Source organism: Paraburkholderia sp. JPY419, assembly GCF_050435705.1.
Taxonomy (GTDB): Bacteria; Pseudomonadota; Gammaproteobacteria; order Burkholderiales; family Burkholderiaceae; genus Paraburkholderia; species Paraburkholderia youngii.
Genome location: NZ_JBNDKV010000004.1, coordinates 1,186,147 through 1,210,781, shown reverse-complemented (window position 1 = coordinate 1,210,781; position 24,635 = coordinate 1,186,147). Strand labels below are relative to the sequence as shown.

The following is a 24,635-nucleotide window of genomic DNA, read 5'->3' as shown; positions in this document are numbered from 1 at the left end:
ACGCGGCCTTATTGCACGGCCCCCATTCGCTCCCGCGTGACCTGCCGCAAACACGCGACGAACTGCTGTACGGCCGGCGTCGGCAGCAGATCGCGTCGCGAGATGATGCTCAGATCGTAGTTCGGCAGCGCGTCTTCGATCTGCGCGACGCGAATGCCGAGCGGCGCGACCCGCTGCGCGAGCGGCCGCGTGAAGCAACTGATCACGTCGGTCTGCGATACGAGCCCGAGCGTCACCGCAAACGACGACGGCGCGCGCAGCAGCCGCTTCGGCAGCGGCAGGCCATGCGCGCTGAACATCGCCATCATCACGCTGTGCGGGAAGTGATCGGCGCCGACCGTGACGATCCACTCGGCGTCGAGCAGCTCGGACAGACGCGTGACGTTCGCGAGCGGATGCCCCGCGCGCATCGTGACGACGAACTGCGTCGAGTACAGCGGCACCTGCACCAGATCGTTATCCAATGCCTGAACGTGATGGATCGCCGCGAGATCGAGTGTGCCGTTGCGCAGACGCGCGAGCGCATCGGGCACCGTCACTTCCTCCAGATGCAGACTCACGAGCGGCATCTTCTCGCGAAAGCTCGACACCGCATGCGGCAGCACCGTCAGCGCGAGCGATGGCATCGTGCCGACGCCGACCTTGCCGGCCAGTTCTCCTTTCACCTGCTCGACGGCCTCGACGGTGCGGCGCATGTCGCCCAGCAACTGCTCGGCGCGTGGCAACAGCGCAAGCCCGCACGCGGTCAGCTCGATGCCGCGCACGCTGCGCACCATCAGCTCCGCATTGAGCGCGCTTTCCAGCTCGCGAATCGTATGCGTGACGGCGGGCTGCGTGACGCCGAGCTCGCGCGCGGCGGCGCGCAGGCTGCGGTGATGCGCAGCGGCGACGAAGGCCTGCAACTGCTGCAGTTTCATCAGGGTAACCCCGTATATAAGAGCTGTTAATCAGGGTGAAAAAAATAGCATCTTATTCGAACGAAACGGCATGGATATAGTGCGAGGCTACTCACTGGAGCGATGCAAACGATGAACCAGACCCCGCGTTTGACCGAAGTGTCCGATCTGGAACCCGCCGCCGCGAGCCTGCGCGAGATTCGCCATCACATTCACCACCATCCTGAACTCGCGTACGAGGAAGTGCGGACCGCGGCGCTCGTCGCGGAAAAACTCGAACAGTGGGGCTGGCAGGTCACACGCGGGGTCGGCAAGACCGGCGTGGTCGGCACGATGAAGGTAGGCGACGGCAAGCGCAGCATCGGCATTCGCGCGGACATGGACGCGCTGCCGATCATCGAACAGACCGGCCTGCCGTACGCGAGCGGAACCCACGGCAAGATGCACGCGTGCGGCCACGATGGTCACACGACGATCCTGCTCGGCGCCGCGCAACGTCTCGCGGCCACGCGTAATTTCTCGGGCACCGTGCATCTGTACTTCCAGCCGGCCGAGGAAAGCGGCATCGACAGCGGCGCCTTGAAGATGATCAACGACGGCCTGTTCGAGCGCTTCCCGTGCGACGCCGTGTTCGGCCTGCACAATCATCCTGGCGCGGAGCCGGGCACGCTGCTGTTCCGCAAGGGGCCGTTCATGTCGGCGGGGGACAAGGCGACCATCACGATCGAAGGCGTCGGCGGCCATGCGGCGCGTCCGCATCTGACCGTCGATCCGGTCGTGGTCGCCGCGAGCATCGTGATGGCGCTGCAGACGATCGTCGCGCGCAACGTCGATCCGTCGCAGCCGGCCGTGGTGACGGTGGGCTCGATGCACGCGGGCACAGCGAACAACGTGATTTCGAGCAGCGCGCGGCTCGAACTGAGCGTGCGCTCATTCAGCCCCGAGGTGCGTGAGTTGCTGAAGAAGCGCATCACCGAGCTGGCCGAGTCGCAGGCGGCGAGCTATGGCGGCAAGGCGCACGTCGAGTACGTCGAAGGTTATCCGGTCGTCATCAATACGGACGCCGAAACGGAGTTTGCGGCGCAGGTCGCGCGCGAGCTGGTCGGCGACGACAAGGTAGTCGAGCAGACCGACATCCTGATGGGCAGCGAGGACTTCGCGTTCATGCTGCAGAAGCGGCCGGGCACGTTTCTGCGCATCGGCAACGGCGTCGGCGAGGACGGCTGCATGGTGCACAACCCGCACTACGACTTCAACGACCGCAGTCTGCCGATCGGCGCGGCGTTCTGGGCGCGGCTGGTGGAGCGCTATCTCGCGCAGTGAGCGACAGGAGCAAATGCCGGGGTCCGCAGCAAACGCGCGCGTTCCCAGCTAGCTGCGTGCGTCAGCCGCGCCGCGCGACCATCTCCGAGACCGTCTGCGCGGCTTGCTGCAGCGGTTGCAGAAACGCCTTCACCATCTGTTTCGCCGAATTGCGCTGCGCGTTGCCGCTGATGTTCATCGCGGCGATCACACGGCCCTGGCGATTGCGAATCGGCGCGGACAGCGAAATCAAACCGCCTTCGAGTTCCTGATCGACGATCGCCCACCCCTGGCGACGCACCTGCTCGATGACCTTCTTCAGTTCTTCCTTGTCGGTGACGGTGCGCGGCGTGTGCGCGTAGAGCGGCGACGAGTTCAGCGTCGCGTCGAGCGTTTCCTCGTCGAGCGAGGCGAGCAGCACGCGGCCCATCGACGTGCAGTACGCAGGCAGGCGGCTGCCGATCGACAGATTGATCGTCATGATCTTGTGAGTCGGCACGCGCAGCACGTAGACGATCTCGGTGCGATCGAGCACCGCCGCCGAGCAGCTTTCGTGCACCTGCGCCGACAGGCTTTCCATCACCGGTTCGGCGAGGTTCCAGAACGGCATCGAGGTCAGGTACGCGAAGCCGAGGTCGAGAATCTTCGGCGTCAGACGAAACAGGCGTCCCTCGGCTTCCACGTAGCCCAGCGTTTGCAGCGTCAGCAGAATCCGGCGCGCGCCGGCGCGCGTGAGGCCGGTCGCCGCGGCGACGTCGGTGAGCGTCTGTTCGGGGCGCGTCGCGTCGAATGCGCGGATGACCGCGAGGCCGCGCGCGAACGACTGCACGTACGAGTCACCCGGTTTCTCCGGGGCCGGTTCGACGTTGGCGGGTGCGACGGAAGACGGCGGCAGGGCTTTGCTCATGGACCTTGATCGTGGTTGCAAAAGAGTGCGCGCACAAGGCAAGCGACGCGCCTTCGTTTCGGTGCGGCGCCCGCGTTTTGCGTTGCGGCGCAAAGGCGAGACGATAGCTTAAGCCTTCTATTTCGCCAAATAGCGCCGATTTTGCGCAAAAAATCCAGGGTTTGCGTGGATGCGATTCGCGTCTCAAAATTTGTATGATGACCCGATAACCTGTCCAGTTCGCGGCACCCGACCCGACCGACCCCACCCATCCGCATGTTCGACAAGATTCCCTCGCGCGCTTTGAGCGACACCGTCGCGCAGCAACTGCTGAAGCAGATCGACAAGGGCACTTTTGCGCGCGGCGCCAAGCTGCCGACCGAAGCCGTGCTCGCGGAACAGTTCGGCGTGAGCCGCACGGTGATTCGCGAGGCGTTGTCGCGGCTAAAGAACGAGGGGGTGGTCGAACCGCGCCAGGGCAGTGGCGTGTTCGTCGCCGGGCACGGCACGATCCGCCCGCTGCGGATCGACTACGCGGAAGCCGTCGAGCCGGGCTCGGTCGTGCAGATCCTCGCGCTGCGCCGCGCGATCGAGGCGGAGGTCGCGTCCGAAGCCGCGATGCGTCGCAGCGATGCCGACATGGCCGCGATCGACGCCGCGCTCGCTCAGATCGAGCGCGCGGTCGCCAATGGCGAAGACGGCGTCACCGAAGACGTCGCGTTTCATCGCGCGATCGCGGCGGCGACGGGCAATCCGTATTTCCTGAAGACGCTGACGTTCCTCAATCAGTATCTCGAAGCGGGCACGGTCGTCACGCGCCGCAACGAGGCGCTGCGCGAGGACTTCTCGCGGCAGGTGCGCGAGGAGCACGCGGCGATCGCCGCGGCGATTCGCGCCGGCGATCCGATGGCGGCCCGCAATGCCGCGCAGACGCATCTGTACAACGCGGCGCGGCGGCTTGCCGAGGCGGGCATCGCCTGACGCGCGGAAGGCGCGCGGCGATCCCGCTGCGCGCGAACGCACCAATGCAGCACCAATCCATAGAGGTCACGCATGTCGAGAAATGTCGGTGTCATCGGTCTGGGAGCGATGGGGCTTGGCGTCGCGCGTTCGCTATTGCGCGCGGGCTTCAAGGTCCACGCGTGCGACTTGCGGCGCGACGTGTTGCAGGCGTTCGTCGCTGAAGGCGGCGTCGGCTGTGCGACGCCCGCGGAGCTCGGCGCGCAGTGCGAGGTCGTGATTACGCTGGTCGTCAATGCCGCGCAAACCGAGGCCGTGCTGTTCGGTGAGCACGGCGCGCTCACGGCGATGAAGCCGGGCGGCGTCGTGATCGCGAGTGCCACGGTCGCGCCGGAATTTGCCAGCGATCTCGGCAAGCGCGTCGAGGCGGCCGGTCTGCAGATGCTCGACGCGCCGGTGTCGGGCGGCGCGGCGCGCGCCGCGTCGGGCCAGATGACGATGATGACGTCCGGTCCCGCAGCCGCTTACGCCGCATGCGAGGACGTGCTCGCCGCGATCGCCGGCAACGTGTATCGGCTCGGCGCCGCGCATGGCGCGGGTTCGAAGGTGAAGATCATCAACCAGCTGCTGGCCGGCGTGCATATCGCGGTGGCCGCCGAGGCAATGGCGCTCGGCCTGCGCGAAGGCGTCGATCCGGACGCGCTGTACGACGTGATAACGCACAGTGCGGGCAATTCGTGGATGTTCGAGAACCGCGTGCCGCATATTCTCGCGGGCGACTACACGCCGCTGTCGGCGGTCGATATCTTCGTGAAGGACCTGGGCCTCGTGCTCGATACCGCGCGTCGCACGAAGTTTCCGTTGCCGCTGTCGGCGGCCGCGCATCAGATGTTCATGATGGCGTCGACGGCGGGCCACGGCGGAGAGGACGACTCGGCGGTCGTGAAGATTTTTCCCGGCATCGAATTGCCGGCAAAGCGATAAGCGAGGACAGTGCTCATGACGGCTCGAACGAAACCCGCGCTGCTCGGCTGCATCGCCGACGACTTCACCGGCGCCACCGATCTCGCCAACATGCTCGTGCGCGGCGGCATGCGCACGGTGCAGACGATCGGCGTGCCCACCTCCAACGAAGCGCCGGGCGCCGATGCGCCGGGCGCCGATGCGCCGGGCGCCGATGCGCCGGGCGCCGCTGCGCTCGACGCCGATGCGCTCGTCGTCGCGCTGAAGTCGCGCACGATCCCCGCCGCAGACGCGGTCGCGCAATCGCTCGCCGCGCTCGCCTGGCTGCGCGCGCAGGGGTGCCGGCAATTCTTCTTCAAGTACTGCTCGACCTTCGATTCGACCGATGCGGGCAACATCGGCCCGGTGACCGATGCGTTGCTGAACGCGCTGTCCGCCGAGTTCGCCGAGCGCGCATCGTTCACGATCGCGTGTCCCGCGTTTCCCGAGAACGGCCGCACGATTTTCCGCGGCCATCTGTTCGTCGGCGATGCGCTGCTCGATGAGTCGGGCATGGAGAACCATCCGCTGACGCCGATGCGCGACGCGAATCTCGTGCGCGTGCTGCAGCGGCAAACGCGGTCGAAGGTCGGGCTCGTGCGTTACGACCGGGTCGCGCAAGGCGACACGGCCGTGCGCGCCGCATTCGAAGCGCTGCGCGCCGACGGCGTGCGCATCGCGATTGCCGATGCGGTGTCCGACGCCGATCTGCACACGCTCGGCGCGGCCTGCGCGGACCTCGCGCTGATCACCGGCGGCTCCGGCGTCGCGCTCGGCTTGCCGGCCAACTTCCGGCGCGCGGGTCTGCTCGGCGAGCAAACCCATGCCGCGCAATTGCCGCGGGTAGAAGGTTTGTCGGCGGTGCTCGCGGGCAGTGCGTCGAAAGCGACCAACGCGCAGGTCGCCGCCTGGTGCGCGACGCGGCCCGCGTTCCGCATCGATCCGCTCGCGGCGGCGCGCGGCGAGGACGTCGTCGCCGAAGCGCTCGAGTTCGCGCAACAGCGCTTCGTGCACGCCGAGCCGGTGCTGATCTATGCGACTGCCTCGCCCGACGAAGTGCAGGCGGTGCAGCGCGAACTCGGCGTCAACGAGGCCGGGCATCTGGTCGAAAAGACGTTGGCATCGATCGCGCGCGGCCTGCGCGAGCGCGGCGTGCGCAAGTTCGTCGTCGCGGGCGGGGAGACCTCGGGCGCGGTCGTGCAAGCGCTCGACGTGCGCATGCTGCGCATCGGCGCGCAGATCGATCCGGGCGTGCCGGCCACCGCGACGACCGAAGTGGAACCGCTCGCACTCGCGCTGAAGTCCGGCAATTTCGGCGCTACGGACTTCTTCGACAAGGCGCTGCGTCATCTCGACGGAGCCGCGCAATGAGCGGCGCACCGGCACTTCAGGTCTCCGCCGAAGCGCGCGTGCGCGAGGAAATCTGCGCGGTCGGCGCGAGTCTATATCAGCGCGGCTATACGGTCGGCAGCGCTGGCAACATCAGCGCGCGGCTCGACGATGGCTGGCTCATCACACCGACCGACGCCTGTCTCGGCCGCCTCGATCCCGCCGATATCGCGAAGGTCGACGCAAACGGCCACGCGATGTCGGGCGGCAAGCCGTCGAAAACCCTCGCGCTGCATCGCGGTATCTATGCGCGCAACGGCGAGGCGCGCGGCATCATCCATACCCATTCGACGCATCTGGTCGCATTGACGCTTGCGGGCGTATGGAGCGAAGCGGACGTGTTGCCGCCGATCACGCCGTACTACGTGATGAAAGTGGGCCACGTACCGTTGATTCGCAATCAACGCCCGGGTGATCCGCAAGTGGCCGCGCGGATCGCCGCGCTGGCCGACCGCGTACGGGCGGTGCTGCTCGAACGTCTGGGGCCGGTGGTGTGGGAGCGCTCGGTCGCGCACGCGTCGTATGCGCTCGAAGAACTCGAGGAAACCGCGCGCTTGTGGCTGATGACGAATCCGCGGCCCGCGCCGCTCGACGCCGCCGCGATCGAAGAACTCCGTGCCGCGTTCGGCGCGCGCTGGTAGCAGCGCGCATTGCCGATGTACGCCACGCACCGTATCGCACTGTCTTGAAGGAGCTGTCGCCATGCCTCGCTTCGCCGCCAATCTGTCGATGATGTACAACGAGCACGCGTTCCTCGATCGCTTCGCCGCCGCCGCGCGCGACGGTTTCAACGCGGTCGAATACCTGTTTCCCTACGAATTCCGCGCGGCCGAGCTGAAGTCGCGGCTCGACGCGCACGGCCTTACGCAGGCGCTGTTCAATGCGCCCCCGGGCGACTGGAGCGGCGGCGAGCGCGGTCTTGCGTCGCTGCCGGGGCGCGAGGACGAGTTCCGCCGCAGCATCGATACGGCACTCGAGTACGCGCGCGTGCTCGGGAATCGCAAGCTGCATGTGATGGCGGGGCTGATCGCCGGCGATCAGGCGGGCGAAACGCAGCGCAAAACACAACGCGACGTGTATCTGAACAACCTCGCCTATGCGGCGCGGGCCGCGCAAGCGGAACAGATCACGGTCGTCATCGAACCGATCAATACGCGCGACATGCCCGGCTATTTCCTCAATCGACAGGACGACGCGCAAGCGATCTGCGCCGAAGTCGGCGCGCCGAATCTGAAGGTGCAGTTCGATTGCTATCACTGCCAGATCGTCGAGGGCGATCTCGCGATGAAGCTCAAGCGCGATATGGCCGGCATCGGTCACATCCAGGTTGCGGGTGTGCCCGAGCGGCACGAGCCCGACATCGGCGAGCTGAACTACCCGTATCTGTTCGATCTGATCGATGCGCTCGGCTACGACGGCTACATCGGCTGCGAATACCGGCCGCGCGCGGGAACCTCGGCGGGGCTTGGCTGGTTGAAGCCTTATCTCGACGCCCGGCGCTGACTCTCTCCGACAACCACTGACGGACCCGTAACCATGAAAGTACTGATCACCGGCGGCGCCGGTTTTCTCGGCCAGCGTCTCGCGCGCGAACTGCTCGCACGCGGCGAGTTGAAAGATGCGCACGGCACACCGCGAGCGATTACCGGGCTGGTGCTGCTCGACGTCGTGCGCGCTCATGATTTCGGCGATGCGCGCGTGCGTGCCGATGTCGGCGATATCGCGGAGCGCAGCGTGCTCGAACGCGTGATCGACGATCAGACCTCGGCGATCTTTCATCTCGCTGCGATCGTCAGCGGGCAGGCCGAGGCGGACTTCGATCTCGGCATGCGCATCAATCTCGATGCGTCGCGGCTGCTGCTCGAAGTCTGCCGCCAGCGCGGGCACCAGCCGCGCGTCGTGTTCACCAGTTCGGTCGCGGTCTACGGTGGCGATCTGCCCACGGTCGTACAGGACGACACCGCGCTGAATCCCCAATCGTCGTATGGCGCGCAGAAGGCAATCGCCGAGCTGCTGCTCAACGATTATTCGCGGCGCGGCTTCGTCGACGGCCGCGTGCTGCGGCTGCCGACCATCAGCGTGCGGCCGGGGCGGCCGAATGCGGCGGCGTCGTCGTTCGCGAGCGGCATCATTCGCGAGCCGTTGAATGGCGAGGAGGCCGTGTGCCCGGTCGCCGGTTCGACGCGGCTGTGGCTGCTGTCGCCGCGCAAGGCGATCGACAGCCTGATTGCCGGCCTCGAACTCGATGGCGCCGCGCTTGGCAAGCAGCGCGTGCTGAATCTGCCGGGCCTGTCGGTCAGCGTCGACGAAATGATCGCGGCACTGCGCGAGGTCGCGGGCGACGCGGTCGCGAGCCGCATCGTGCGGCAGCCGGACGAGCGCATCGAGAAGATCGTCGGCAGCTGGCCCGGCGCGTGGGATACGTCGCGCGCCGAACGGCTCGGGCTTGTCGCCGAGCACAACTTCGCGGATGTGATTCGCGGCTACATCGCCGATGAAGGAATCGAAGTTCGCTGAAGATCACCCCTCCGCGTATTCCCTGGTGTCGTTTGGCACGGCTGCGGCCGTGCTTGACACGCTTTCGCGCCGGCGCCTATCATCGAGCCTGTTTTGTTCGATATATGACCTTGTGTTCGTATATAGAACACGAGCGCGGGCATGGAAGACGCAGAAACCGTATCGGTCGTCACTCCCAAGCCCATCGTTCACGATCCTGCGCTAAGCTGCTTTGACGTATCGGCCGCCACGCCGCTGCAGTTTGCAGCTTCCCGCGCGGGCCGTTGGCCCCCGGGCCGATGCCTCGGCGCAACGAACCGCCGTCATCGGTGCAAGGCCGGCCGCGGCGCGGCGCAGCGCACGCAGCATCTCAACTGGAGACATCCCATGACCGAAGCATTCCTGTGCGACGCGATTCGCACCCCCATTGGCCGCTATGCGGGTTCGCTGTCATCGGTGCGCGCCGACGACCTGGGCGCGGTGCCGCTCAAGGCGCTGATGGAGCGCAACCAGAACGTCGACTGGACCGTGATCGACGACGTGATCTACGGCTGCGCGAACCAGGCCGGTGAGGACAACCGTAACGTCGCGCGCATGTCGCTGCTGCTCGCGGGTCTGCCGAAGGACGTGCCGGGCTCGACGGTCAACCGTCTGTGCGGCTCGGGCATGGATGCGATCGGCATCGCCGCGCGCGCGATCAAGTCGGGCGAAGCCGCGCTGATGATCGCCGGCGGCGTCGAAAGCATGAGCCGCGCGCCGTTCGTGATGCCCAAGGCAACTAGCGCGTTCTCGCGTCAGAACGAGGTCTACGACACGACGATCGGCTGGCGTTTCGTGAACCCGCTGATGAAGAAGCTGTACGGCGTCGACTCGATGCCGGAGACCGGCGAAAACGTCGCGACCGACTACAACATCAGCCGCGCCGACCAGGACGCGTTCGCGCTGCGCAGCCAGCAGAAGGCCGCGCGCGCGCAACGCGATGGCACGCTCGCGCAGGAAATCGTCGGCGTGACGATCGCGCAGAAGAAGGGCGATCCGATCACGGTCACGCAGGACGAGCATCCGCGCGAAACGAGCCTCGAAACGCTCGCGAAGCTGAAGGGCGTCGTGCGTCCTGATGGCACGGTCACGGCCGGTAACGCATCGGGCGTGAACGACGGCGCGGCTGCGTTGCTGCTCGCCAACGAAGAAACCGCGAAGCGCTTCGGCCTGACGCCGCGCGCCCGCGTGCTCGGCGTGGCGACGGCGGGCGTGGAGCCGCGCGTAATGGGCATCGGCCCGGCGCCGGCCACGCAGAAGCTGCTCGCGCGTCTGGGCATGAAGATCGACCAGTTCGATGTGATCGAGCTGAACGAAGCGTTCGCCTCGCAAGGCATCGCCGTGCTGCGCGCGCTGGGCGTCGCCGACGACGATCCCCGCGTGAACCCGAACGGCGGCGCGATCGCGCTCGGCCACCCGCTCGGCATGAGCGGCGCGCGTCTGGTGACGACCGCGACGTATCAGCTGCAACGCACGCAGGGCCGCTTCGCGCTGTGCACGATGTGTATCGGCGTCGGCCAGGGTATTGCGATCGCGATCGAGCGCGTGTGATGCACGTGTAGCGCGACGAACATCGCAAGCGGTTTGCGACCGTTCATGTAACAGCCCCATCGTTCCTGCGATGGGGCTGTTTGCTTTTGCGCGCGGCCTCGCGCGTACAATCGTTCGCGTCGTATCGTTTGCAGTAGTTGTCCTGAGGATGTGGAGTTCATGGCGGCGGGCACGAACACTGCGTAGCGCGAAGTCATACGCGGCGCTCATCACGACCGTCACGCCGGATCGAAACCCCTGTTGAGGAGAACGCGAATGAAGACAACGACGATAGGCGCAGCGTTGATGCTGGCGGCCGCGGCCACACCCCAGCCGGCGCGCGCGCAGGACGACATGGCGAGCGCGGCCCAGGCGGCGCTCAGCGCGGCGCAGCCGGTGCATATGGCGGCGGAGATCGTCGGCATCGATGCCGGCAACCGCGCGCTGACGCTGAAGGGCTCGGGCGGCAACGTCGCGATCGTGCTCGTCAGTCAGCAGGTCGCTGGTTTCGATCAACTGAAGATCGGCGATCGCGTCGACGTGCTCTACAAGAATGCGCTGCTCACAAAGGCGGAAAAGGTCAGCGGCGCGGGCAAGGGGATTCGCGAGCGAGCCGACAAGCAGAGCTATGCGCCGGCCTCAGGCGGTTACGAGTCGGCGCGCCAGACCGAGGTGCTCGCGACCGTACTGAAGATCGATCACAAACAGCGCCTCGTGACGCTGCGCGGCGCCTATCAGACACAGACGTTCCAGGCCGCGCCCAACGTCGACCTGAGCGACGTGAAGGTCGGCGATACCTTGCATGCGGTGTTCGTGTCGGCCGCCGCCGTGCAGGTGACGCCAGTGGGCCAGTGAGCGGCCGGGATCGCGGCCAATTCCTGCGGCCGGGAATGTTTCGCAAACTATGTCGAAAAATGTCGCGCCGCCCGACGAACGCCCGCAAAGCTTTGCCTGGCGGGCCTAAGTCGCGGTGAAACAGCGCGACATATCTTCCCTGATGATTTCCACGGTGTGTCCTTCTATAGTCCGTTCGTCGCCACGCGGCAATGACGCAAGTGGCCCGAATCCAGCAAGGACATACCGTGAAAAATCGTTTATTCGCAGGTCCCGACAAGGTCTGCGCCAGCATCGCGCGAGGCGTGCTGCGCAAGGCGGTGTTCGGCGCCGCCGCCACCGTGTTCGCGCTTGGCAGCGCATCGGCGTTCGCGTGGTCGGGTCATGGCACCGCGTACACGTCGCGCGGCGTCTATAACGGCGCGCACTACGGCTCGTGCGGCGGCGGTAGCTGCTCGCATGCGGGTACCGTGGCTGGCCCCTATGGCGGCTTCGCGAGCAACACCGGCACGGTCACGCGCACGGCGCCCGGCCAGTTCTCGAACTCGGGTACCGCAACGGGCCGTTATGGCAACACGGTGCAGCACTCGGGCGACACCAACTGCGCAGGCGGTACCTGCTCGCATACCGGCACGATGACTGGCCCCGACGGCAAAACGGCGACGACGTCCGGCGACGTGACGCGCACCGCGCCGGGCCAGTATTCGTCGTCGGGCTCGATCACCGGGTCGAACGGCAATACGGTCAATCATTCGGCGTCGGCCAATTGCGCGGGTTCGACTTGCGCGCGCTCGGGCACGGTGACGGGGCCGGACAACAACAGCGTCTACCACTCCGGCACCGCGACGCGGGTCGCGCCCGGCGTCGTGACGACATCGACGAGCGTGACCGGCACGCAGGGTCACACGGTGACGTCGAGCGGTACGGTGGTCACAGGCGGCGTGGTGGTCGCAGGTGGGACCACGACGACGACCGGCACGACCGTGGTCGTCGCGCCGAAGCCGGTGGTGGTCGCGCCGCCGCCTCCGCCGGTCGTCGTGCCGCCGCCGGTCGTGTACGTACCGCCGAAGCCCGTCGTGGTGACGCCGCCGCCGGCCTATGTTCCGCCGGCCCCGGTGGTGTACGTGCCGCCGCCGGCCGTCTACGTCGCGCCGCGTCCCGTGTACGTCGCGCCGAGGCCTGCGGTGTGGGTGCCGGGCCATTGGGTCGGGCGCGTATGGGTGCCGGCGCATTGGGCTTGACGATGGGCGCGCTCCGCATAACGGCTGCCCTTGCGACGACCGTCGTGGCGACGTTGTTGGCAATCCACGCAGTCATCGACACCAGCGAGGCCAACGACGACCATCGCGCGAATCCCGCCGCCAGCGTGACGAGAGACTGTTCCGCGCGCTACGCCGCGTTGCTCGATCTGGCCGAACTCGCGCGGCGTGACGGCAAATCGTCCGAGGTGGTCGTGCGTGGATTGAGACAGCAGAACGGCGCGATGAGCGAGTGCCTACCCGCAGGCTGGGTCAGACCTGCACCGCGATTACATTGAACGCGGCCGCGTCAGATCGCATTCCAGAAAAATCGCGCCGGGGATCGGATTGAACACGTAAGCGTCGATCGGCTCGAAACCCAGCGATGCATAGAGCCCGAGTGCCGCTTGCATAGTGGGCAGAGTGTCGAGACGCATGCGGCGATAGCCCGCTTCTTTCGCGGCCGCCAGGATACGCGTGGCGAGTTGCCGCCCCACATGCAGACCGCGTCCCGCCGGACGCACATACAGGCGCTTCATTTCGCAGATCGTGTCGTCGATTGGACGCATCGCGACACAGCCGACGATATCGCCAGGATCGTCGCCCGTGCCGTTGCTCGCGAGCAGCACGCGGCCGCGGGGCGCCGCGAATTTGCCCGGCAGGCTGGCGAGTTCGTCGTCGAATTGCTGGAAGCAGAGATCGAAGCCGAGACTCTCCGCGTACTCGCGGAAGACGGTCCGTACAGCCTCGATCTGCTCGGGGAAGCGGGCAGTATACAGATGGATCATGCGATGGGTCGGGTCATTGAACATGGAGCGGAAATCGGATCTCGAACGTGGTCCCCACGCCCTCGCGCGACGCAAACTCGATCTGTCCATCGAGCATGCGGCATAGCTCCTTGACGATCGCGAGCCCAAGACCCGCGCCCGGGATTTCCTCGCCGGCCGCGCGCTCGAACTCGTCGAACACGCGCTCGGCATCGGCGGGCGCAATGCCGACGCCGGTGTCGGACACGCGAATCGTCCAGTGTTCGGTGCCATGCATCGCGAAGCGGAATTCGACTTGCCCCGACTTCGTGTACTTGATCGCGTTGGACAACAGATTGACCGCGATCTGCTTGAGCTTCAGCCGATTCGACGTGACGACCGGCAGCGCCGCGTCGAACTCGCTGCGCAGCGCGAGTCCTTTCGCGTCGATCGACGGCTGCGTGGAAGCGATGAGTTCGTCGAATAGTTCACGCAAATCGACGTCTTCGAACCCGAGCGTCGCCGTGTCGCCGAGTACGACCGAGTACTCGACCATCTGGTCGACCAGTTGCTTCATGTCGGCGGCCTGGCGGTTCGCGAGTGTCAGCGCGGCATCGGCTTGCGACGGCGCTCGCTCGATCAGTTGCAGCGCGACCGAAAACGCGTTGAGGAAATTGCGCAGATCGTGCGCAACGCTGCGCGTGATCTGCATGCGTGAATCATACAGATCGCCGACCAGCCGTTGCTTGAGCGTCAATTCGTCATTCGCGCGTTCAAGCCGGCTTGTGTATTCGTCGATCTTGCGATCGCGCTCGCCGACCACTTCCTTGATCGACGCATACCTGACCACGCTGAACGCTTCGGCGAGCAGATGCCGCGCGCGGCTCTCGTGACGGCGCGTGCACGTCCGGTCGCGTTCGACGAAGTCTTCGAGCGCTTCGACGAGCACCTGCTGAAAGAGGTCCAGTTCGCGCACCAGCTCTTCGATCCGGTAGCCTTGCTGCCAACGGACATAGCCGTGCTTCTTCGCGTCGCGCTCGATCGATGTTTCGGCGCATTCGAGATCTTGCGCATCGAGCGCCATGCACAACTGGTCGAGGATTTCCGGCAAATGGTCGGCCAGCTGTTGATACGTGAGCTTGTCCGCTTCGACGAGATCGGCGTCCATGGCGACGGCATCCATCCATTGCCGCGTCAGACGGCCCCGTTCCGCACGGATGAAGTTGGCGAAGTTGCGCAGCGGGCTCACGCGTCTGTCGGTCATGATGGATACCGGAATGGAGTTTCTACAACATACAAACACGCGAACAGTCCGAACGCCTCCGTTTGGCGCGGGCACCGCAGGCCTGTTTGCGCCGGCAATCGGCCAGGCATCCGATGCGCGCCGGCAACCCGGGTCATTATCCGCGCAATTGCCGCGTGTGGAACACCTCTTGCGAGACTCTCATCAGACAAGAAGCAAGTTTCGTCAGCAAACCATGATGTATTCGATATTGCTGGTGGACGACGAACCGGAAATTCTAGCCGCATGGCGGCTGATTCTGGAAAGCGAAGGGTATGAGGTGAGTTGCGCGAGCAACGGCGCCGAAGCGCTCGCTTGTGTCGTCGCTCACGTTCCCGACCTGATCGTTACGGACTGGATCATGCCGATCATGGACGGCGCGGAGTTGTGCCGCCGTTTGAAATCGATGCCGCTATCCGTCAACGTACCGATTCTGGTCCATACCGCGGTGCCGCCGTCGGACAGCGAAGCGCAGTACTGCAGCGCATGTTTGCTGAAGCCGATCGGCGCGGATCTCTTTCTGACCACGATCGCGCAACTCTGCGCGCCACGGCGTTGATACGGCACGATCACAATCGTGTGATCAAATCAACCGCGTGCTGGGTCGGCCTTCAGGAAATCGACGAACGCGCGCAGCGGCGCGGGCACATGACGATGGCCCGGATAGTACAGGAAGGGCCCTGAAAACCGCTGCCACCACGGTTCGAGAATCGCTTCGAGCGCGCCGCTGTTCAGATGCGGGCGCAGCATGTCTTCGAACAGGTGAATGATGCCGAGACCCGCGACCGCGCCGCTGACCGCGAGGTCGATCGCGGCGCCAGGCCGCACCAGCAGCGGTCCGGTCGGATTCAATTGCAGCAGCTCGCCATCGCGCTCGAAGTACCAGGTCGGCATCGCGCCGCTCGCGAACTGGCCGCGCAGACAGGCATGCGCGAGCAGTTCGCCGGGATGCTCCGGACGGCCGTGCGCGTCGAGATACGCAGGCGACGCGGCGGTCGCGAAGCGCTGCACGCGTGCGCCGATCGGCACCGCGATCATGTCCTGTTCGAGGCGCTCGTCGTAGCGAATGCCCGCATCGCAACCGATCGACAGCACATCGACGAAACCATCCTCCACGACGACCTCGACGCGAATGTCCGGGTACTGCTTCAAAAAGCGCGCGAGCACGTCGGGCAGCACGATGCGCGCGACGCTCGACGGCACGTTGAGCTTCAGCGTGCCGGTCGGCTTGTCGCGAAAGCCGTTCAGCACATCGAGCGCCGCTTCCATTTCGCCGAACAGCGGCGTCAGCTTCTCGATCAGACGCAGCCCGGCTTCGGTCGGCGCGACGCTGCGCGTCGTGCGGTTCAACAGGCGCAGCCCGAGTTTCGTTTCCAGACGCCGCACCGCGACGCTCAGACTCGACGCCGACACGCCGCTCACACGCGCCGCGTCGCGAAAGCCGCCCGCGCGGCAAACCGACACGAAGGCGGCCAGATCATTCAGTTCCATGACGATTGATTGTGCAGAATTTTGAACAACCCGTACAAGTTAGACCCGTTTATTCAACAACGCAATTCCGGCGATACTGCCGCTCATCACTTCACCAGGAGATCGTGATGCGGAATTTCAGTTCCATCGAGACTTTCGTGCTAGCCGGCCGTGCGGTGCGGCGCATGGGCTATGGCGCGATGCAGCTGGCCGGCCCCGGCGTGTTCGGGCCGCCGAAAGACCGCGCCGCGGCGCTCGCGGTGCTGCGCGAGGCGGTCGCGTCGGGCGTCGACCACATCGATACCAGCGATTTTTACGGGCCGCACGTGACCAACCAGGTGATCCGCGAGGCGCTGCACCCGTACCCGCGCGATCTGACGATCGTCACGAAGGTCGGCGCGGTGCGCGATAGCGCCGGTGCCTGGCTGCCGGCGCAGGAGCCCGCCGATCTCGAGCGCGCGGTGCACGACAATCTTCGCAACCTCGGGCTCGATGCGCTCGACGTGGTCAACATGCGCGTGATGGGCAACGTGCACGAGCCGAGCGAGGGCTCGATCGAAAAGCAGGTCACGGCGCTCGCCGAACTGCAGCAGCGCGGGCTCCTGCGTCATATCGGCCTGAGCAACGTGACGGCCGCGCAGATTGCCGAAGCGCAGCGCATCACGAAGGTCGTGTGCGTGCAGAACCATTACAACCTCGTGCATCGCGACGACGATGCATTGATCGATGCGCTCGCGGAGCAGGGCATTGCCTACGTGCCGTTTTTTCCGCTGGGTGGCTTTACGCCGATTCAATCGTCGGAGCTGTCGGAGCTTGCGCGCAAGCTCGAGGCGACACCGATGCAGGTCGCGCTTGCCTGGCTACTGCATCGGGCGCCTAACATTCTGCTGATTCCGGGCACGTCTTCGGTGGCACATCTGCGCGAAAACCTGCAGTCGGCGCAATTGAAGCTCAGCGACGAGGTGCTCGATCAACTGGATGCGATCGGCGCTGAAAAGGGCTGACTACACCGACGCCGCAATAAACTCGCGCAACCATTGATGCGCGGGATCGCGATGCACACGCTCATGCCAGAGCATCGCCATCTCGTAGCCCGGCACCTCGACCGGCGGCTCGACCATCCGCAACGTGTCCGAGCCGCGCACGAGACGCGCGGGCAGCATCCCCACGAGATCGGTGCTCGCGAGCACCGACTGCATGAACAGAAAGTGCGGCACCGACAGCACGACCTTGCGCGTGAGCCCCAGCTTTGCGAGTGTCTCGTCGGTGACGCCGAAAAAGCCGCCGCCATCGGGCGACACGATCACGTGTTCGAGCTTGCAGAACTGCGCCAGAGTGGGCCGGCGCTTCAGCTTCGGATGACCCGCGCGGCCGACCAGCACGTAGCGCTCGGCAAACAGCACGCGACGGCGCAAACCTTCGGGCGCGCCTTCGCTGGTATGAAAGCCGATATCGATGTCGCCCTGTTCGGCCTGGCGAGCGAGCCGCGGCGGCACCGCCTCGACGATCGCGAGACGCGTGCCGGGTGCCGCCGCGCGCAAGCCCGCCAGCATCGGCAGGATGATCGTCGACTCCGCGTAGTCCGTTGCGGCGATGCGCCAGGTTTGCGTCGCCGCGGCCGGATCGAACGGGCTGGTTGGCGCGACCGCGCGCTGCAGTGTTTCGAGCGCTTCGCGTAGCGGCTCGCGCAGTGCCTGCGCTTTCGCGGTGGGCCGCATGCCGCGCGGTCCGGGCAATAGCAGCGGATCGCCGAATACGTCGCGCAGTTTCGCCAGCTGCACGCTGACTGACGGCTGCGAGAAGTTCAGCCGTTCGGCGGCGCGAGTCACGTTGTGCTCTTCGAGCAGCACATCGAGCGTGACCAGCAGGTTCAGGTCGAGTCTTCTGAGATTAACCACGGCAATACCTGACATATTCGGAATTCATTTCCAATATACCTCGGCGATGACTATCGTGACTGTTTTCAGCCACGAAGGTCTCGTCATGAACGTTCTTATCATCTATGCGCATCCCGAACCGAAATCGTTGAACGGTTCGCTGAAGGACTTCGCAGTCCGCCATCTCGAGCGGGCCGGCCATACGGTGCAGGTGTCCGATCTGTACGCGATGAACTGGAAAGCGTCGCTCGATGCACACGACACCATCGAGCGTTATAGCGCCGAACGCTTCTTCGCGTCGCTCGAATCGAAGCATGCGTTCGAAAACGGCTTGCAGAGCGAGGACATCGCGCGCGAGCAGGACAAGCTGAAGTGGGCCGATGCGGTGATCCTGCAGTTTCCGCTGTGGTGGTTCTCGATGCCGGCGATCATGAAGGGCTGGGTGGAGCGCGTCTATGCGTACGGTCTCGCGTACGGCGTCGGCGAACATTCCGATGCGCGCTGGGGCGAGCGTTACGGCGAGGGCCGTTTCGCGGGCAAGCGCGCGATGCTGGTCGTCACGACGGGCGGGTGGGAGTCGCACTACAGCGCGCGCGGCATCAACGGTCCGATCGACGACGTGCTGTTCCCGATCCAGCACGGCGTGCTGTATTACCCGGGCTTCGACGTATTGCCGCCGTTCGTCGTCTATCGCACGAGCCGTGTCGACGACGCGAAGTATGCCGAGGTCAGCGCGGCGCTCGGGCGACGGCTCGACACGCTGTGGACGACCGCGCCGATCGCGTTCCGGCCGCAGAACGGCGGTCCGTATGAGATTCCGGCGCTCACATTGCGGGACGATGTGGCGCCGGGGCAGGTTGGGTTTGCCGCGCACGTCGAAGATGTCGGCGCGGCGAGCGCAACGCAAGCGAACGAAGCGGCTGAAGCCTGACTGGATCGTATGTTTCGCTGAAATTTGGTTGTAAGTCGCCATTGCTAGAGTCGTCGGCGTACACAGGCCGAAGCATGCCAGGACGGCTTTATTCTGGATGCCTGACGAAGGTAAGCAGCCGGAGCGTAGCTGAATCGAGCGGAAGGGCGACCCACCATGAATCCAGTTCGTAGGTTCTGGCTCATTTTGATGCTGATCGCATCGCCGGCGTGGGCGTTCCAGTCGCGCGTCGTCACGATCCCGAGCGCGGCGATGCATCGTACGTTCGACGCCACCGTCGTGCTGCCCGATCAGTACGCGCGCGGCAACCAGGCCGCGCGCTTTCCGGTCGTGTATGTGCTGCACGGCTCAGGCGGCGACTACACGGACTGGACCGCGAATTCGCATATCGGCAAGCTCGCCGATCGCTATCACGTGATCCTCGTGATGCCCGACGGCGGCCGCGATAGCTGGTACATCGATAGTCCCGTCGATCCGCGCAGTCGCTATGAAACCTACGTGGGCACCGAAGTGGTGGGCTATATCGACAGCCATTTCCGCACGATCGCGACGAGGCAGGCGCGCGCGATCACAGGCTTGAGCATGGGTGGATTCGGCGCGCTACGCATCGCGCTCGACATGCCCGATGCGTTCGGCGCGGCGGGCAGCATCAGCGGTGCGGTGGACCCACGCAGCAGCGAGGACGAGCCCGGCATCGCACGGGTGTTCGGCGACCCGTCCCAACATGCGGACTTCTGGGATAGCGAAGCGATCGTCGCCAGTGCGGAGGAATTCGGCCGCGACCATATCGCACTGACGATCGATTGCGGCGCGAACGACTCGCTCGTGCAGTCGAACCGTCTGCTGCACGAGCGGCTCGTCGAACTCGGCGTGCCGCACGATTACGCCGAGCGGCCCGGCGGCCATACATGGAAGTACTGGTCGAACGCGGTCAAATACCAGGTGCTGTTCTTTGCCGGCACGTTCAGGCAGGCGGCGCGCGAAATGCATGACGCACGCGCCGCGGCCGCGGCTTGAGCGGCGCACGCGGCTGTCCGCGTCAATCGATTCCGTGAAATACCGCGTCGTCCGGTCCCAGGTAGACGGGCGGGCGCCACGTGGCATCGCGCATCGAATGCTGGACCTGTTTGTCAACGCCGAGCAGTACCGCGAAAATCGCCATCCGCACCGGAATGCCGTTGTCGGTCTGCCGGAAAATCGCGAGCCGTGAATCGTGATTGAGGTCGGTGCTCAGATCGTTCGCGCCGGGCCGGCTGTCGCGCGGCAGCGGGTGCATGATCAGCGTGTCGGCGCCGCACACGCTATCGACGAGCGCCTGGTTGATCTGGAAGTCGGGCGTGTAGCCTTCGAACGATTCGTCGGCGAAGCGCTCCTTCTGGATGCGCGTCGCATACACGACGTCGGCGCCGCGCAGACCGGTGCGCAGGTCATGCGTCTGTTCGATCACGTGGCCATTGCGCGAAATCTGCTCGACGATATAGCCTGGCATTTCGAGCATCGGCGGCGAAATCAGCGTGAACTTGATGCCGCGATACAGCGCCAGCAGCTTCACGAGCGAATGCACGGTGCGTCCGTACTTGAGGTCGCCGACCAGCGCGATGTGCGCGCCGTCGACGATCTTGCCCAGGCGCGAGAACTCACGCTGGATCGTGTACAGATCGAGCAGCGCCTGGCTCGGATGCTCGCCGGGACCGTCGCCGCCGTTGATCACCGGCACGTTGGTCGCGCGCGCGAATTCGGCGACCGAGCCTTGCTCCGGGTGGCGGATCACCAGCGCGTCGACATAGCCGCTCATCACGCGGCTCGTGTCGTAGATCGATTCGCCCTTCGCCATCGACGAAAACGTGAAGCCGGTCGTGTCGCACACCGAGCCGCCGAGCCGGCAGAACGCCGCGCCGAAGCTCACGCGGGTACGGGTGCTCGCCTCGAAGAACAGATTGCCGAGCACCGCGCCTTCGAGCACGCGCGAGATTTTGCGGCGCCGCGCGATCGGCTGCATGATGTCGGCGACGCGAAAGAGCGCCTCGACCGAGTCGCGCGAAAACTGATCGACCGACAGCAACTGCGGCTTGCCCTCGAACAGCATCTGGCTTGCAAGCGATTGCGAGTCTACGCTTTGCGTATATCCTTCGCCCGGCTCCGTATTGGCGACGATCTCCGACACGAAGCGCTCGACGATTTCCGGCATCGCCCGCGATTCCTGCGAGTCGTCCGGCAGCAGCCACGTATCCAGCGCCCGGCGCGACACGCCGATGCGGTTGGCGAACGTATCGCGCGTCATGTTCAGGCGACGCATCGCATCGCGTAGGAAGGCTTGTTGCGGAACGCTCATGAGGGCACCTGTCGCAAGTGTAGGGGTCGGCGGGAGTCAGACAGCAAAATGCGTTGATGTACGCGGTGCGTATATTAGTTTCCGGCGCGTAGATGTCAAGCGTTTTCGTCCGCGAGCTGCTTCGTTAGGCGCCGAAGGCCCCGCCGCGCGGGTTCCCGGTTACACTGCGGTTCATGCACTCCGGCCCTATCTTCCCGCTCCGTTCGTCGACCTTCGCCTGCGCCGCTCTGGCGAGCGTGGCGGTCGCCCGCGCGAACGGTGTTTCGCGTAACGTCCGCGCCAAAGCCAAAAAACAGCCGCTCATCTGACCGGAGCGCGCAGTTCCGTCGTCAGATGTGCGACGGAACGACCGGTCGGCCGCCCGCCTGCGGCTTTCTCCTGTGTTCTGCCTCGCACCGCTGACCCGGATTCGATACGGTCGTCATCGAGGTAGAAAACATGTCTGATTTCTCGGGTATCTGGATTCCGCTGATTACGCCGTTCGCCGACGGCGCCGTCGATCACGCCGCGTTGCGCGCGCTGGTGCGCCGCTATGCGGACGCCGGCGTGGCTGGGCTCGTCGCGCTCGGCACGACCGGCGAGCCCGCCACGCTCGACGCCGCCGAACAGGACGCCGTGCTCGCGACGATTCTCGACGCCGCGCAGGCCGACGCCAACGCCGCCGACGCCACCGACGCGCAGCGGCGTCCGTTGCCTGTACTGGTCGGCGTCTCGGGCAATCACACGGCGAGCATGCTCGCACGGATCGAGCAGTTGAATTCGTTGCCGATTGCCGGCGTGCTGATCGCCGCGCCGTATTACACGCGGCCCGCGCAGGCCGGCATCGTCGCGCACTTCAGCGCGCTAGCCGACGCGAGCGCGCATCCGGTCGTGCTCTACGACATTCCGCAGCGCACCGGCGTGCGGCTCGAACTCGACACGCTATTGACGCTCGCTGCGCATCCGCGAATTCGGGCGATCAAGGATTGCGCCGGTTCGCTCGACACGACGCTCGCCCTGATTCGCGACGGCCGTCTGCAGGTGCTCGCGGGCAACGACCTCGAGGTCTTCTCGACGGTGTGCGCGGGTGGCAGTGGAGCGATCGCGGCGTCCGCGCATTGGCGGCCCGAGCGTTTCGTCGCGCTGTACCGCGCGTTGACGGAGGGCAAGCTCGACGAAGGACGACGCATTTTTCAAGCGCTCGTGCCGCAGATCCAGCTCGCGTTCGCGGAACCGAATCCCGCGCCGATGAAGGCGCTGCTCGCGGCGACGGGGTGGGTGCGCAATGAATTGCGCTTGCCGATGACGCGCGCGAGCGCGGCGTTGACCGAACGGCTCGCGGCGTTGGGAGAGACGCTGCCTAGATAGCCACTCCGCTCGCGCCCATCGTTCTGCTGCGGAGCATGGCGCCGAAGTCGTCGGCGCTGACTGGCTTGCCGAGCAGGTAGCCCTGCATTTCGTCGCACATCATCGAGCGCAGCTTGTCGAGCTGCGATTGAGTCTCGACGCCCTCGGCGACTACGTCCATTTCGAGTGAGTGCGCGAGCGCGATGATCGCCGACACGATCGCGCTGCCCGCCGCGCCGTTCGCGTCGAGACCGTGGGTGAAGAAGCGGTCGATCTTCAGCTGCTTCACCTGAAAGCGCTGCAGATAGGCGAGGCTCGAATAACCGGTGCCGAAGTCGTCGATCGAGATGTCGAAGCCGCTCGCCTGAAACGCGCGGATCACTTCGACGGTGCGCGCGGCGTCCTGCATCGCGACGCTCTCGGTGATCTCGAACATGATCTGCTCGCACGCGACACCCTCATTCCTGACGATCTCCTGGATCGTCTCGACGAGGTCCGGCTGCAGCAACTGGCGCGGCGACAGATTGATCGCCACCTTCATCGCCGGCAGGCCCTGTTCGATCCAGCCGCGAATGCGCCGGCAGGTCTCGCGCACGACCCAGTAGCCGATCTGCACGATCTGCCCGGAGCGCTCGGCGACCGGGATGAATTCGGCCGGCGTCAACGCGCCCAGCTCCGGATCGTGCAGGCGGATCAGCGCCTCGGCGCCCGCGAGCGCGTCGCCGCCGCGCTGAAACTTCGGCTGGAACAGCAGCGAAAAACGCTCGTTCGCGAAGGCGTCGTGCAGCACTTGCTGGATCTGCAGCGTGCGCGTGGCGGCCTCGTTCATGCTGCGCTCGAAGAAGCGGTAGGTGCCGCGGCCGGCGCGCTTCGCTTCGTACATCGCGGCGTCCGCGTGCTGGAGCAGCGTCTCGACGCTCTCGCCATCGCGCGGATAGAGCGCAATGCCGATGCTCGGCATGACCTGCAGCGGCTGTTCGTCGCTCCACGTGCCCTGGCGCATCCGCTCGAGCACGCCGTCGGCGAGCGCGGCCGCGTCTTCGCCGCAGGTAAGATGTTCCGCGAGCACGACGAACTCGTCGCCGCCGAGCCGCGCGACGGTGTCGCTCGAACGCACGCATTGCTGCAGACGTTGCGCGAAGGCGGACAGCACCGCGTCGCCGGCCGAGTGACCGAGCGAATCGTTGATCGTCTTGAAGCCGTCGAGATCCATGAACAGCACCGCGAACGACGAGCGCTGGCGGCGCGCGACGCTAATCGCGCGCTCGATCCGCTCGGTCAGCGTCGCGCGGTTCGGCAGGCCCGTCAGCACGTCGAGCGTCGCGAGCCGCACGATCTGGCCGTTCAGCTTCGACACCGCGCCGAGCAGGAAGGTGGTGCGCACGTCGAAGCGCGACAGCATCAGCGTGACGATCAGCACCGCGAACGTGAGCAGGATCACCGCGGTGGCGAGCCATTGCGCGTCCATGTCGTTGGCCGCGCCGCAGATCGCACCGGGCGCGAAATCCGCGGCGCCCATCGCCGTATAGTGCATGCCGCTGATCGCGACGCCCATCACCAGCGCCGCGGCCAGACGTTTGCGCGCGATATGACGCTCGTGTTCATTGCTGAGCGCGCGCGCCATCCACAGCGCGGCGCTCGATGCGCCGATCGCGATCGCGATCGAGGCCGCGAACCATACAGGCTGATAGTGGATGGCGGGCGCCATGCGCAGCGCCGCCATTCCGGTGTAGTGCATGCCGGCGATACCGATTCCCATCACCACGCCGCCCGCCAGCAGCCGGGCCGGCGTCAGGCGTTGCTGGGTCGTCAGGAAGAGCGCCAGATACGAAGCGCCGATCGCGAGCGCCAGCGAACAGGCGGTCATCGCGATGTCGTAGCCGAGCGGGATCGGCAGCGAGAACGCGAGCATTGCGACGAAGTGCATCGACCAGATGCCGACGCCGAGCGCGAACGCGCCGCCGAGCCGCCAGGCATGCCGCCGGCGCGCCGAGGCGAGCAGGAAGATGCGGCCCGTCAGATCGAGCGCGGTGTACGACGCGAGCGTCGCGACCGCGAACGAAATCGCCACGAGCCATAAATTGTAAGAACTCTGCATG

Annotated in this window: 24 protein-coding genes; 16 read left to right on the top strand and 8 right to left on the bottom strand. The window is 65.8% G+C overall.

All coding sequences use genetic code 11. The annotated features are described in order from the left end of the window. Positions 1-8 precede the first annotated feature (8 nt). Positions 9-917 carry a LysR family transcriptional regulator gene (locus QFZ91_RS34020; RefSeq protein WP_176381054.1) on the bottom strand — a complete coding sequence of 303 codons (909 nt, stop codon included), beginning with the start codon at positions 915-917 and terminating at the stop codon, positions 9-11. A gap of 111 nt (positions 918-1,028) precedes the next feature. Between QFZ91_RS34020 and QFZ91_RS34015 the strand changes: the two genes are divergently transcribed. Beyond that, positions 1,029-2,219, top strand: coding sequence for a M20 aminoacylase family protein (locus QFZ91_RS34015; RefSeq protein WP_429569898.1), 1,191 nt, complete (start codon positions 1,029-1,031; stop codon positions 2,217-2,219). Between the two features lie 61 nt (positions 2,220-2,280). Here the strand turns inward: QFZ91_RS34015 and QFZ91_RS34010 are convergent, their stop codons facing one another. After that, the gene (locus QFZ91_RS34010) at positions 2,281-3,105 is read right to left on the bottom strand and encodes an IclR family transcriptional regulator (RefSeq protein WP_429569897.1); all 825 of its coding nucleotides are present in this window, start codon (positions 3,103-3,105) and stop codon (positions 2,281-2,283) included. 255 nt (positions 3,106-3,360) lie between these two features. Between QFZ91_RS34010 and QFZ91_RS34005 the strand changes: the two genes are divergently transcribed. The 10 genes from QFZ91_RS34005 (at position 3,361) to QFZ91_RS33960 (ending at position 12,871) form a co-directional block, all read left to right on the top strand. Then, positions 3,361-4,065, top strand: coding sequence for a FadR/GntR family transcriptional regulator (locus QFZ91_RS34005; protein ID WP_429569896.1), 705 nt, complete (start codon positions 3,361-3,363; stop codon positions 4,063-4,065). A gap of 72 nt (positions 4,066-4,137) precedes the next feature. Beyond that, the gene (gene ltnD, locus QFZ91_RS34000; protein WP_176124675.1) at positions 4,138-5,028 is read left to right on the top strand and encodes an L-threonate dehydrogenase; all 891 of its coding nucleotides are present in this window, start codon (positions 4,138-4,140) and stop codon (positions 5,026-5,028) included. Positions 5,029-5,043: 15 nt separating this feature from the next. Further along, entirely contained in the window at positions 5,044-6,417 is a 1,374-nt protein-coding gene (otnK, locus tag QFZ91_RS33995) for a 3-oxo-tetronate kinase (protein ID WP_429569895.1), read from the top strand. Beyond that, positions 6,414-7,076 carry an aldolase gene (locus QFZ91_RS33990; RefSeq protein WP_429569894.1) on the top strand — a complete coding sequence of 221 codons (663 nt, stop codon included), beginning with the start codon at positions 6,414-6,416 and terminating at the stop codon, positions 7,074-7,076. The genes otnK and QFZ91_RS33990 overlap by 4 nt, the downstream gene beginning before the upstream one ends. A 61-nt stretch (positions 7,077-7,137) precedes the next feature. After that, the gene (otnI, locus tag QFZ91_RS33985; RefSeq protein ID WP_429569893.1) at positions 7,138-7,938 is read left to right on the top strand and encodes a 2-oxo-tetronate isomerase; all 801 of its coding nucleotides are present in this window, start codon (positions 7,138-7,140) and stop codon (positions 7,936-7,938) included. Between the two features lie 33 nt (positions 7,939-7,971). Further along, on the top strand, positions 7,972-8,952 hold the full coding sequence (denD, locus tag QFZ91_RS33980) for a D-erythronate dehydrogenase (RefSeq protein ID WP_429569892.1): 981 nt from the start codon (positions 7,972-7,974) through the stop codon (positions 8,950-8,952). 366 nt (positions 8,953-9,318) lie between these two features. Further along, positions 9,319-10,521 (top strand): 3-oxoadipyl-CoA thiolase, encoded by a 1,203-nt coding sequence (gene pcaF, locus QFZ91_RS33975; protein ID WP_429569891.1) that lies wholly within the window; start codon positions 9,319-9,321, stop codon positions 10,519-10,521. A 255-nt stretch (positions 10,522-10,776) separates the two neighbouring features. Continuing rightward, a complete protein-coding gene (locus QFZ91_RS33970; RefSeq protein ID WP_429569890.1) occupies positions 10,777-11,355 on the top strand; it encodes a hypothetical protein in 579 nt (192 codons plus the stop codon). A gap of 227 nt (positions 11,356-11,582) precedes the next feature. Beyond that, positions 11,583-12,575: a hypothetical protein gene (locus QFZ91_RS33965; RefSeq protein WP_429569889.1), complete on the top strand. Its 993-nt coding sequence runs from the start codon at positions 11,583-11,585 to the stop codon at positions 12,573-12,575. Between the two features lie 56 nt (positions 12,576-12,631). Then, positions 12,632-12,871 carry a hypothetical protein gene (locus QFZ91_RS33960; RefSeq protein WP_429569888.1) on the top strand — a complete coding sequence of 80 codons (240 nt, stop codon included), beginning with the start codon at positions 12,632-12,634 and terminating at the stop codon, positions 12,869-12,871. Here QFZ91_RS33960 and QFZ91_RS33955 read toward each other — a convergent pair. Both QFZ91_RS33955 and QFZ91_RS33950 read right to left on the bottom strand, forming a co-directional pair. Beyond that, positions 12,863-13,360 (bottom strand): GNAT family N-acetyltransferase, encoded by a 498-nt coding sequence (locus QFZ91_RS33955; protein WP_429569887.1) that lies wholly within the window; start codon positions 13,358-13,360, stop codon positions 12,863-12,865. The genes QFZ91_RS33960 and QFZ91_RS33955 overlap by 9 nt on opposite strands. A 13-nt stretch (positions 13,361-13,373) precedes the next feature. Further along, complete coding sequence (locus QFZ91_RS33950; protein WP_429569886.1) at positions 13,374-14,582, bottom strand: sensor histidine kinase; 1,209 nt, start codon at positions 14,580-14,582, stop codon at positions 13,374-13,376. Between the two features lie 214 nt (positions 14,583-14,796). On the opposite strand from QFZ91_RS33950, the gene QFZ91_RS33945 reads away from it, so the two are divergent. Next, entirely contained in the window at positions 14,797-15,159 is a 363-nt protein-coding gene (locus tag QFZ91_RS33945) for a response regulator (protein WP_429569885.1), read from the top strand. Between the two features lie 29 nt (positions 15,160-15,188). Here the strand turns inward: QFZ91_RS33945 and QFZ91_RS33940 are convergent, their stop codons facing one another. Continuing rightward, positions 15,189-16,091, bottom strand: coding sequence for a LysR family transcriptional regulator (locus QFZ91_RS33940; RefSeq protein WP_429569884.1), 903 nt, complete (start codon positions 16,089-16,091; stop codon positions 15,189-15,191). A 107-nt stretch (positions 16,092-16,198) separates the two neighbouring features. On the opposite strand from QFZ91_RS33940, the gene QFZ91_RS33935 reads away from it, so the two are divergent. After that, complete coding sequence (locus QFZ91_RS33935; RefSeq protein WP_429569883.1) at positions 16,199-17,074, top strand: aldo/keto reductase family oxidoreductase; 876 nt, start codon at positions 16,199-16,201, stop codon at positions 17,072-17,074. Here the strand turns inward: QFZ91_RS33935 and QFZ91_RS33930 are convergent, their stop codons facing one another. Next, positions 17,075-17,983 carry a LysR family transcriptional regulator gene (locus tag QFZ91_RS33930; RefSeq protein WP_429569882.1) on the bottom strand — a complete coding sequence of 303 codons (909 nt, stop codon included), beginning with the start codon at positions 17,981-17,983 and terminating at the stop codon, positions 17,075-17,077. Between the two features lie 70 nt (positions 17,984-18,053). On the opposite strand from QFZ91_RS33930, the gene QFZ91_RS33925 reads away from it, so the two are divergent. Together QFZ91_RS33925 and QFZ91_RS33920 are read left to right on the top strand one after the other, a co-directional pair. Beyond that, positions 18,054-18,878 carry an NAD(P)H-dependent oxidoreductase gene (locus QFZ91_RS33925; RefSeq protein WP_429569881.1) on the top strand — a complete coding sequence of 275 codons (825 nt, stop codon included), beginning with the start codon at positions 18,054-18,056 and terminating at the stop codon, positions 18,876-18,878. Between the two features lie 156 nt (positions 18,879-19,034). Then, complete coding sequence (locus QFZ91_RS33920; protein ID WP_429569880.1) at positions 19,035-19,895, top strand: alpha/beta hydrolase; 861 nt, start codon at positions 19,035-19,037, stop codon at positions 19,893-19,895. A 22-nt stretch (positions 19,896-19,917) separates the two neighbouring features. Here QFZ91_RS33920 and QFZ91_RS33915 read toward each other — a convergent pair whose 3' ends face one another. Continuing rightward, positions 19,918-21,210, bottom strand: coding sequence for an aspartate carbamoyltransferase (locus QFZ91_RS33915; protein WP_176107769.1), 1,293 nt, complete (start codon positions 21,208-21,210; stop codon positions 19,918-19,920). 438 nt (positions 21,211-21,648) lie between these two features. On the opposite strand from QFZ91_RS33915, the gene dapA reads away from it, so the two are divergent. Then, entirely contained in the window at positions 21,649-22,557 is a 909-nt protein-coding gene (gene dapA / locus QFZ91_RS33910) for a 4-hydroxy-tetrahydrodipicolinate synthase (RefSeq protein ID WP_429569879.1), read from the top strand. Here the strand turns inward: dapA and QFZ91_RS33905 are convergent. Then, positions 22,550-24,634, bottom strand: coding sequence for a putative bifunctional diguanylate cyclase/phosphodiesterase (locus QFZ91_RS33905; RefSeq protein WP_429569878.1), 2,085 nt, complete (start codon positions 24,632-24,634; stop codon positions 22,550-22,552). The genes dapA and QFZ91_RS33905 overlap by 8 nt on opposite strands. Position 24,635: the final 1 nt, after the last annotated feature.

Excerpts from the sequence above, each read along its gene's own strand:
- QFZ91_RS33925 (WP_429569881.1), top strand. The coding sequence starts at position 18,054 with ATGAACGTTCTTATCATCTATGCGCATCCCGAACCGAAATCGTTGAAC.
- otnK (WP_429569895.1), top strand. The coding sequence starts at position 5,044 with ATGACGGCTCGAACGAAACCCGCGCTGCTCGGCTGCATCGCCGACGAC.
- QFZ91_RS34010 (WP_429569897.1), bottom strand. The coding sequence starts at position 3,105 with ATGAGCAAAGCCCTGCCGCCGTCTTCCGTCGCACCCGCCAACGTCGAA.
- pcaF (WP_429569891.1), top strand. The coding sequence starts at position 9,319 with ATGACCGAAGCATTCCTGTGCGACGCGATTCGCACCCCCATTGGCCGC.
- QFZ91_RS34015 (WP_429569898.1), top strand. The coding sequence starts at position 1,029 with ATGAACCAGACCCCGCGTTTGACCGAAGTGTCCGATCTGGAACCCGCC.
- QFZ91_RS33940 (WP_429569884.1), bottom strand. The coding sequence starts at position 16,091 with ATGGAACTGAATGATCTGGCCGCCTTCGTGTCGGTTTGCCGCGCGGGC.
- QFZ91_RS33935 (WP_429569883.1), top strand. The coding sequence starts at position 16,199 with ATGCGGAATTTCAGTTCCATCGAGACTTTCGTGCTAGCCGGCCGTGCG.
- QFZ91_RS33955 (WP_429569887.1), bottom strand. The coding sequence starts at position 13,360 with ATGATCCATCTGTATACTGCCCGCTTCCCCGAGCAGATCGAGGCTGTA.
- QFZ91_RS33950 (WP_429569886.1), bottom strand. The coding sequence starts at position 14,582 with ATGACCGACAGACGCGTGAGCCCGCTGCGCAACTTCGCCAACTTCATC.
- QFZ91_RS33970 (WP_429569890.1), top strand. The coding sequence starts at position 10,777 with ATGAAGACAACGACGATAGGCGCAGCGTTGATGCTGGCGGCCGCGGCC.
- otnI (WP_429569893.1), top strand. The coding sequence starts at position 7,138 with ATGCCTCGCTTCGCCGCCAATCTGTCGATGATGTACAACGAGCACGCG.
- QFZ91_RS33905 (WP_429569878.1), bottom strand. The coding sequence starts at position 24,634 with ATGCAGAGTTCTTACAATTTATGGCTCGTGGCGATTTCGTTCGCGGTC.
- QFZ91_RS33990 (WP_429569894.1), top strand. The coding sequence starts at position 6,414 with ATGAGCGGCGCACCGGCACTTCAGGTCTCCGCCGAAGCGCGCGTGCGC.
- QFZ91_RS34020 (WP_176381054.1), bottom strand. The coding sequence starts at position 917 with ATGAAACTGCAGCAGTTGCAGGCCTTCGTCGCCGCTGCGCATCACCGC.
- QFZ91_RS33945 (WP_429569885.1), top strand. The coding sequence starts at position 14,797 with ATGATGTATTCGATATTGCTGGTGGACGACGAACCGGAAATTCTAGCC.
- ltnD (WP_176124675.1), top strand. The coding sequence starts at position 4,138 with ATGTCGAGAAATGTCGGTGTCATCGGTCTGGGAGCGATGGGGCTTGGC.
- dapA (WP_429569879.1), top strand. The coding sequence starts at position 21,649 with ATGTCTGATTTCTCGGGTATCTGGATTCCGCTGATTACGCCGTTCGCC.
- QFZ91_RS33915 (WP_176107769.1), bottom strand. The coding sequence starts at position 21,210 with ATGAGCGTTCCGCAACAAGCCTTCCTACGCGATGCGATGCGTCGCCTG.
- QFZ91_RS33920 (WP_429569880.1), top strand. The coding sequence starts at position 19,035 with ATGAATCCAGTTCGTAGGTTCTGGCTCATTTTGATGCTGATCGCATCG.
- denD (WP_429569892.1), top strand. The coding sequence starts at position 7,972 with ATGAAAGTACTGATCACCGGCGGCGCCGGTTTTCTCGGCCAGCGTCTC.
- QFZ91_RS34005 (WP_429569896.1), top strand. The coding sequence starts at position 3,361 with ATGTTCGACAAGATTCCCTCGCGCGCTTTGAGCGACACCGTCGCGCAG.
- QFZ91_RS33930 (WP_429569882.1), bottom strand. The coding sequence starts at position 17,983 with ATGTCAGGTATTGCCGTGGTTAATCTCAGAAGACTCGACCTGAACCTG.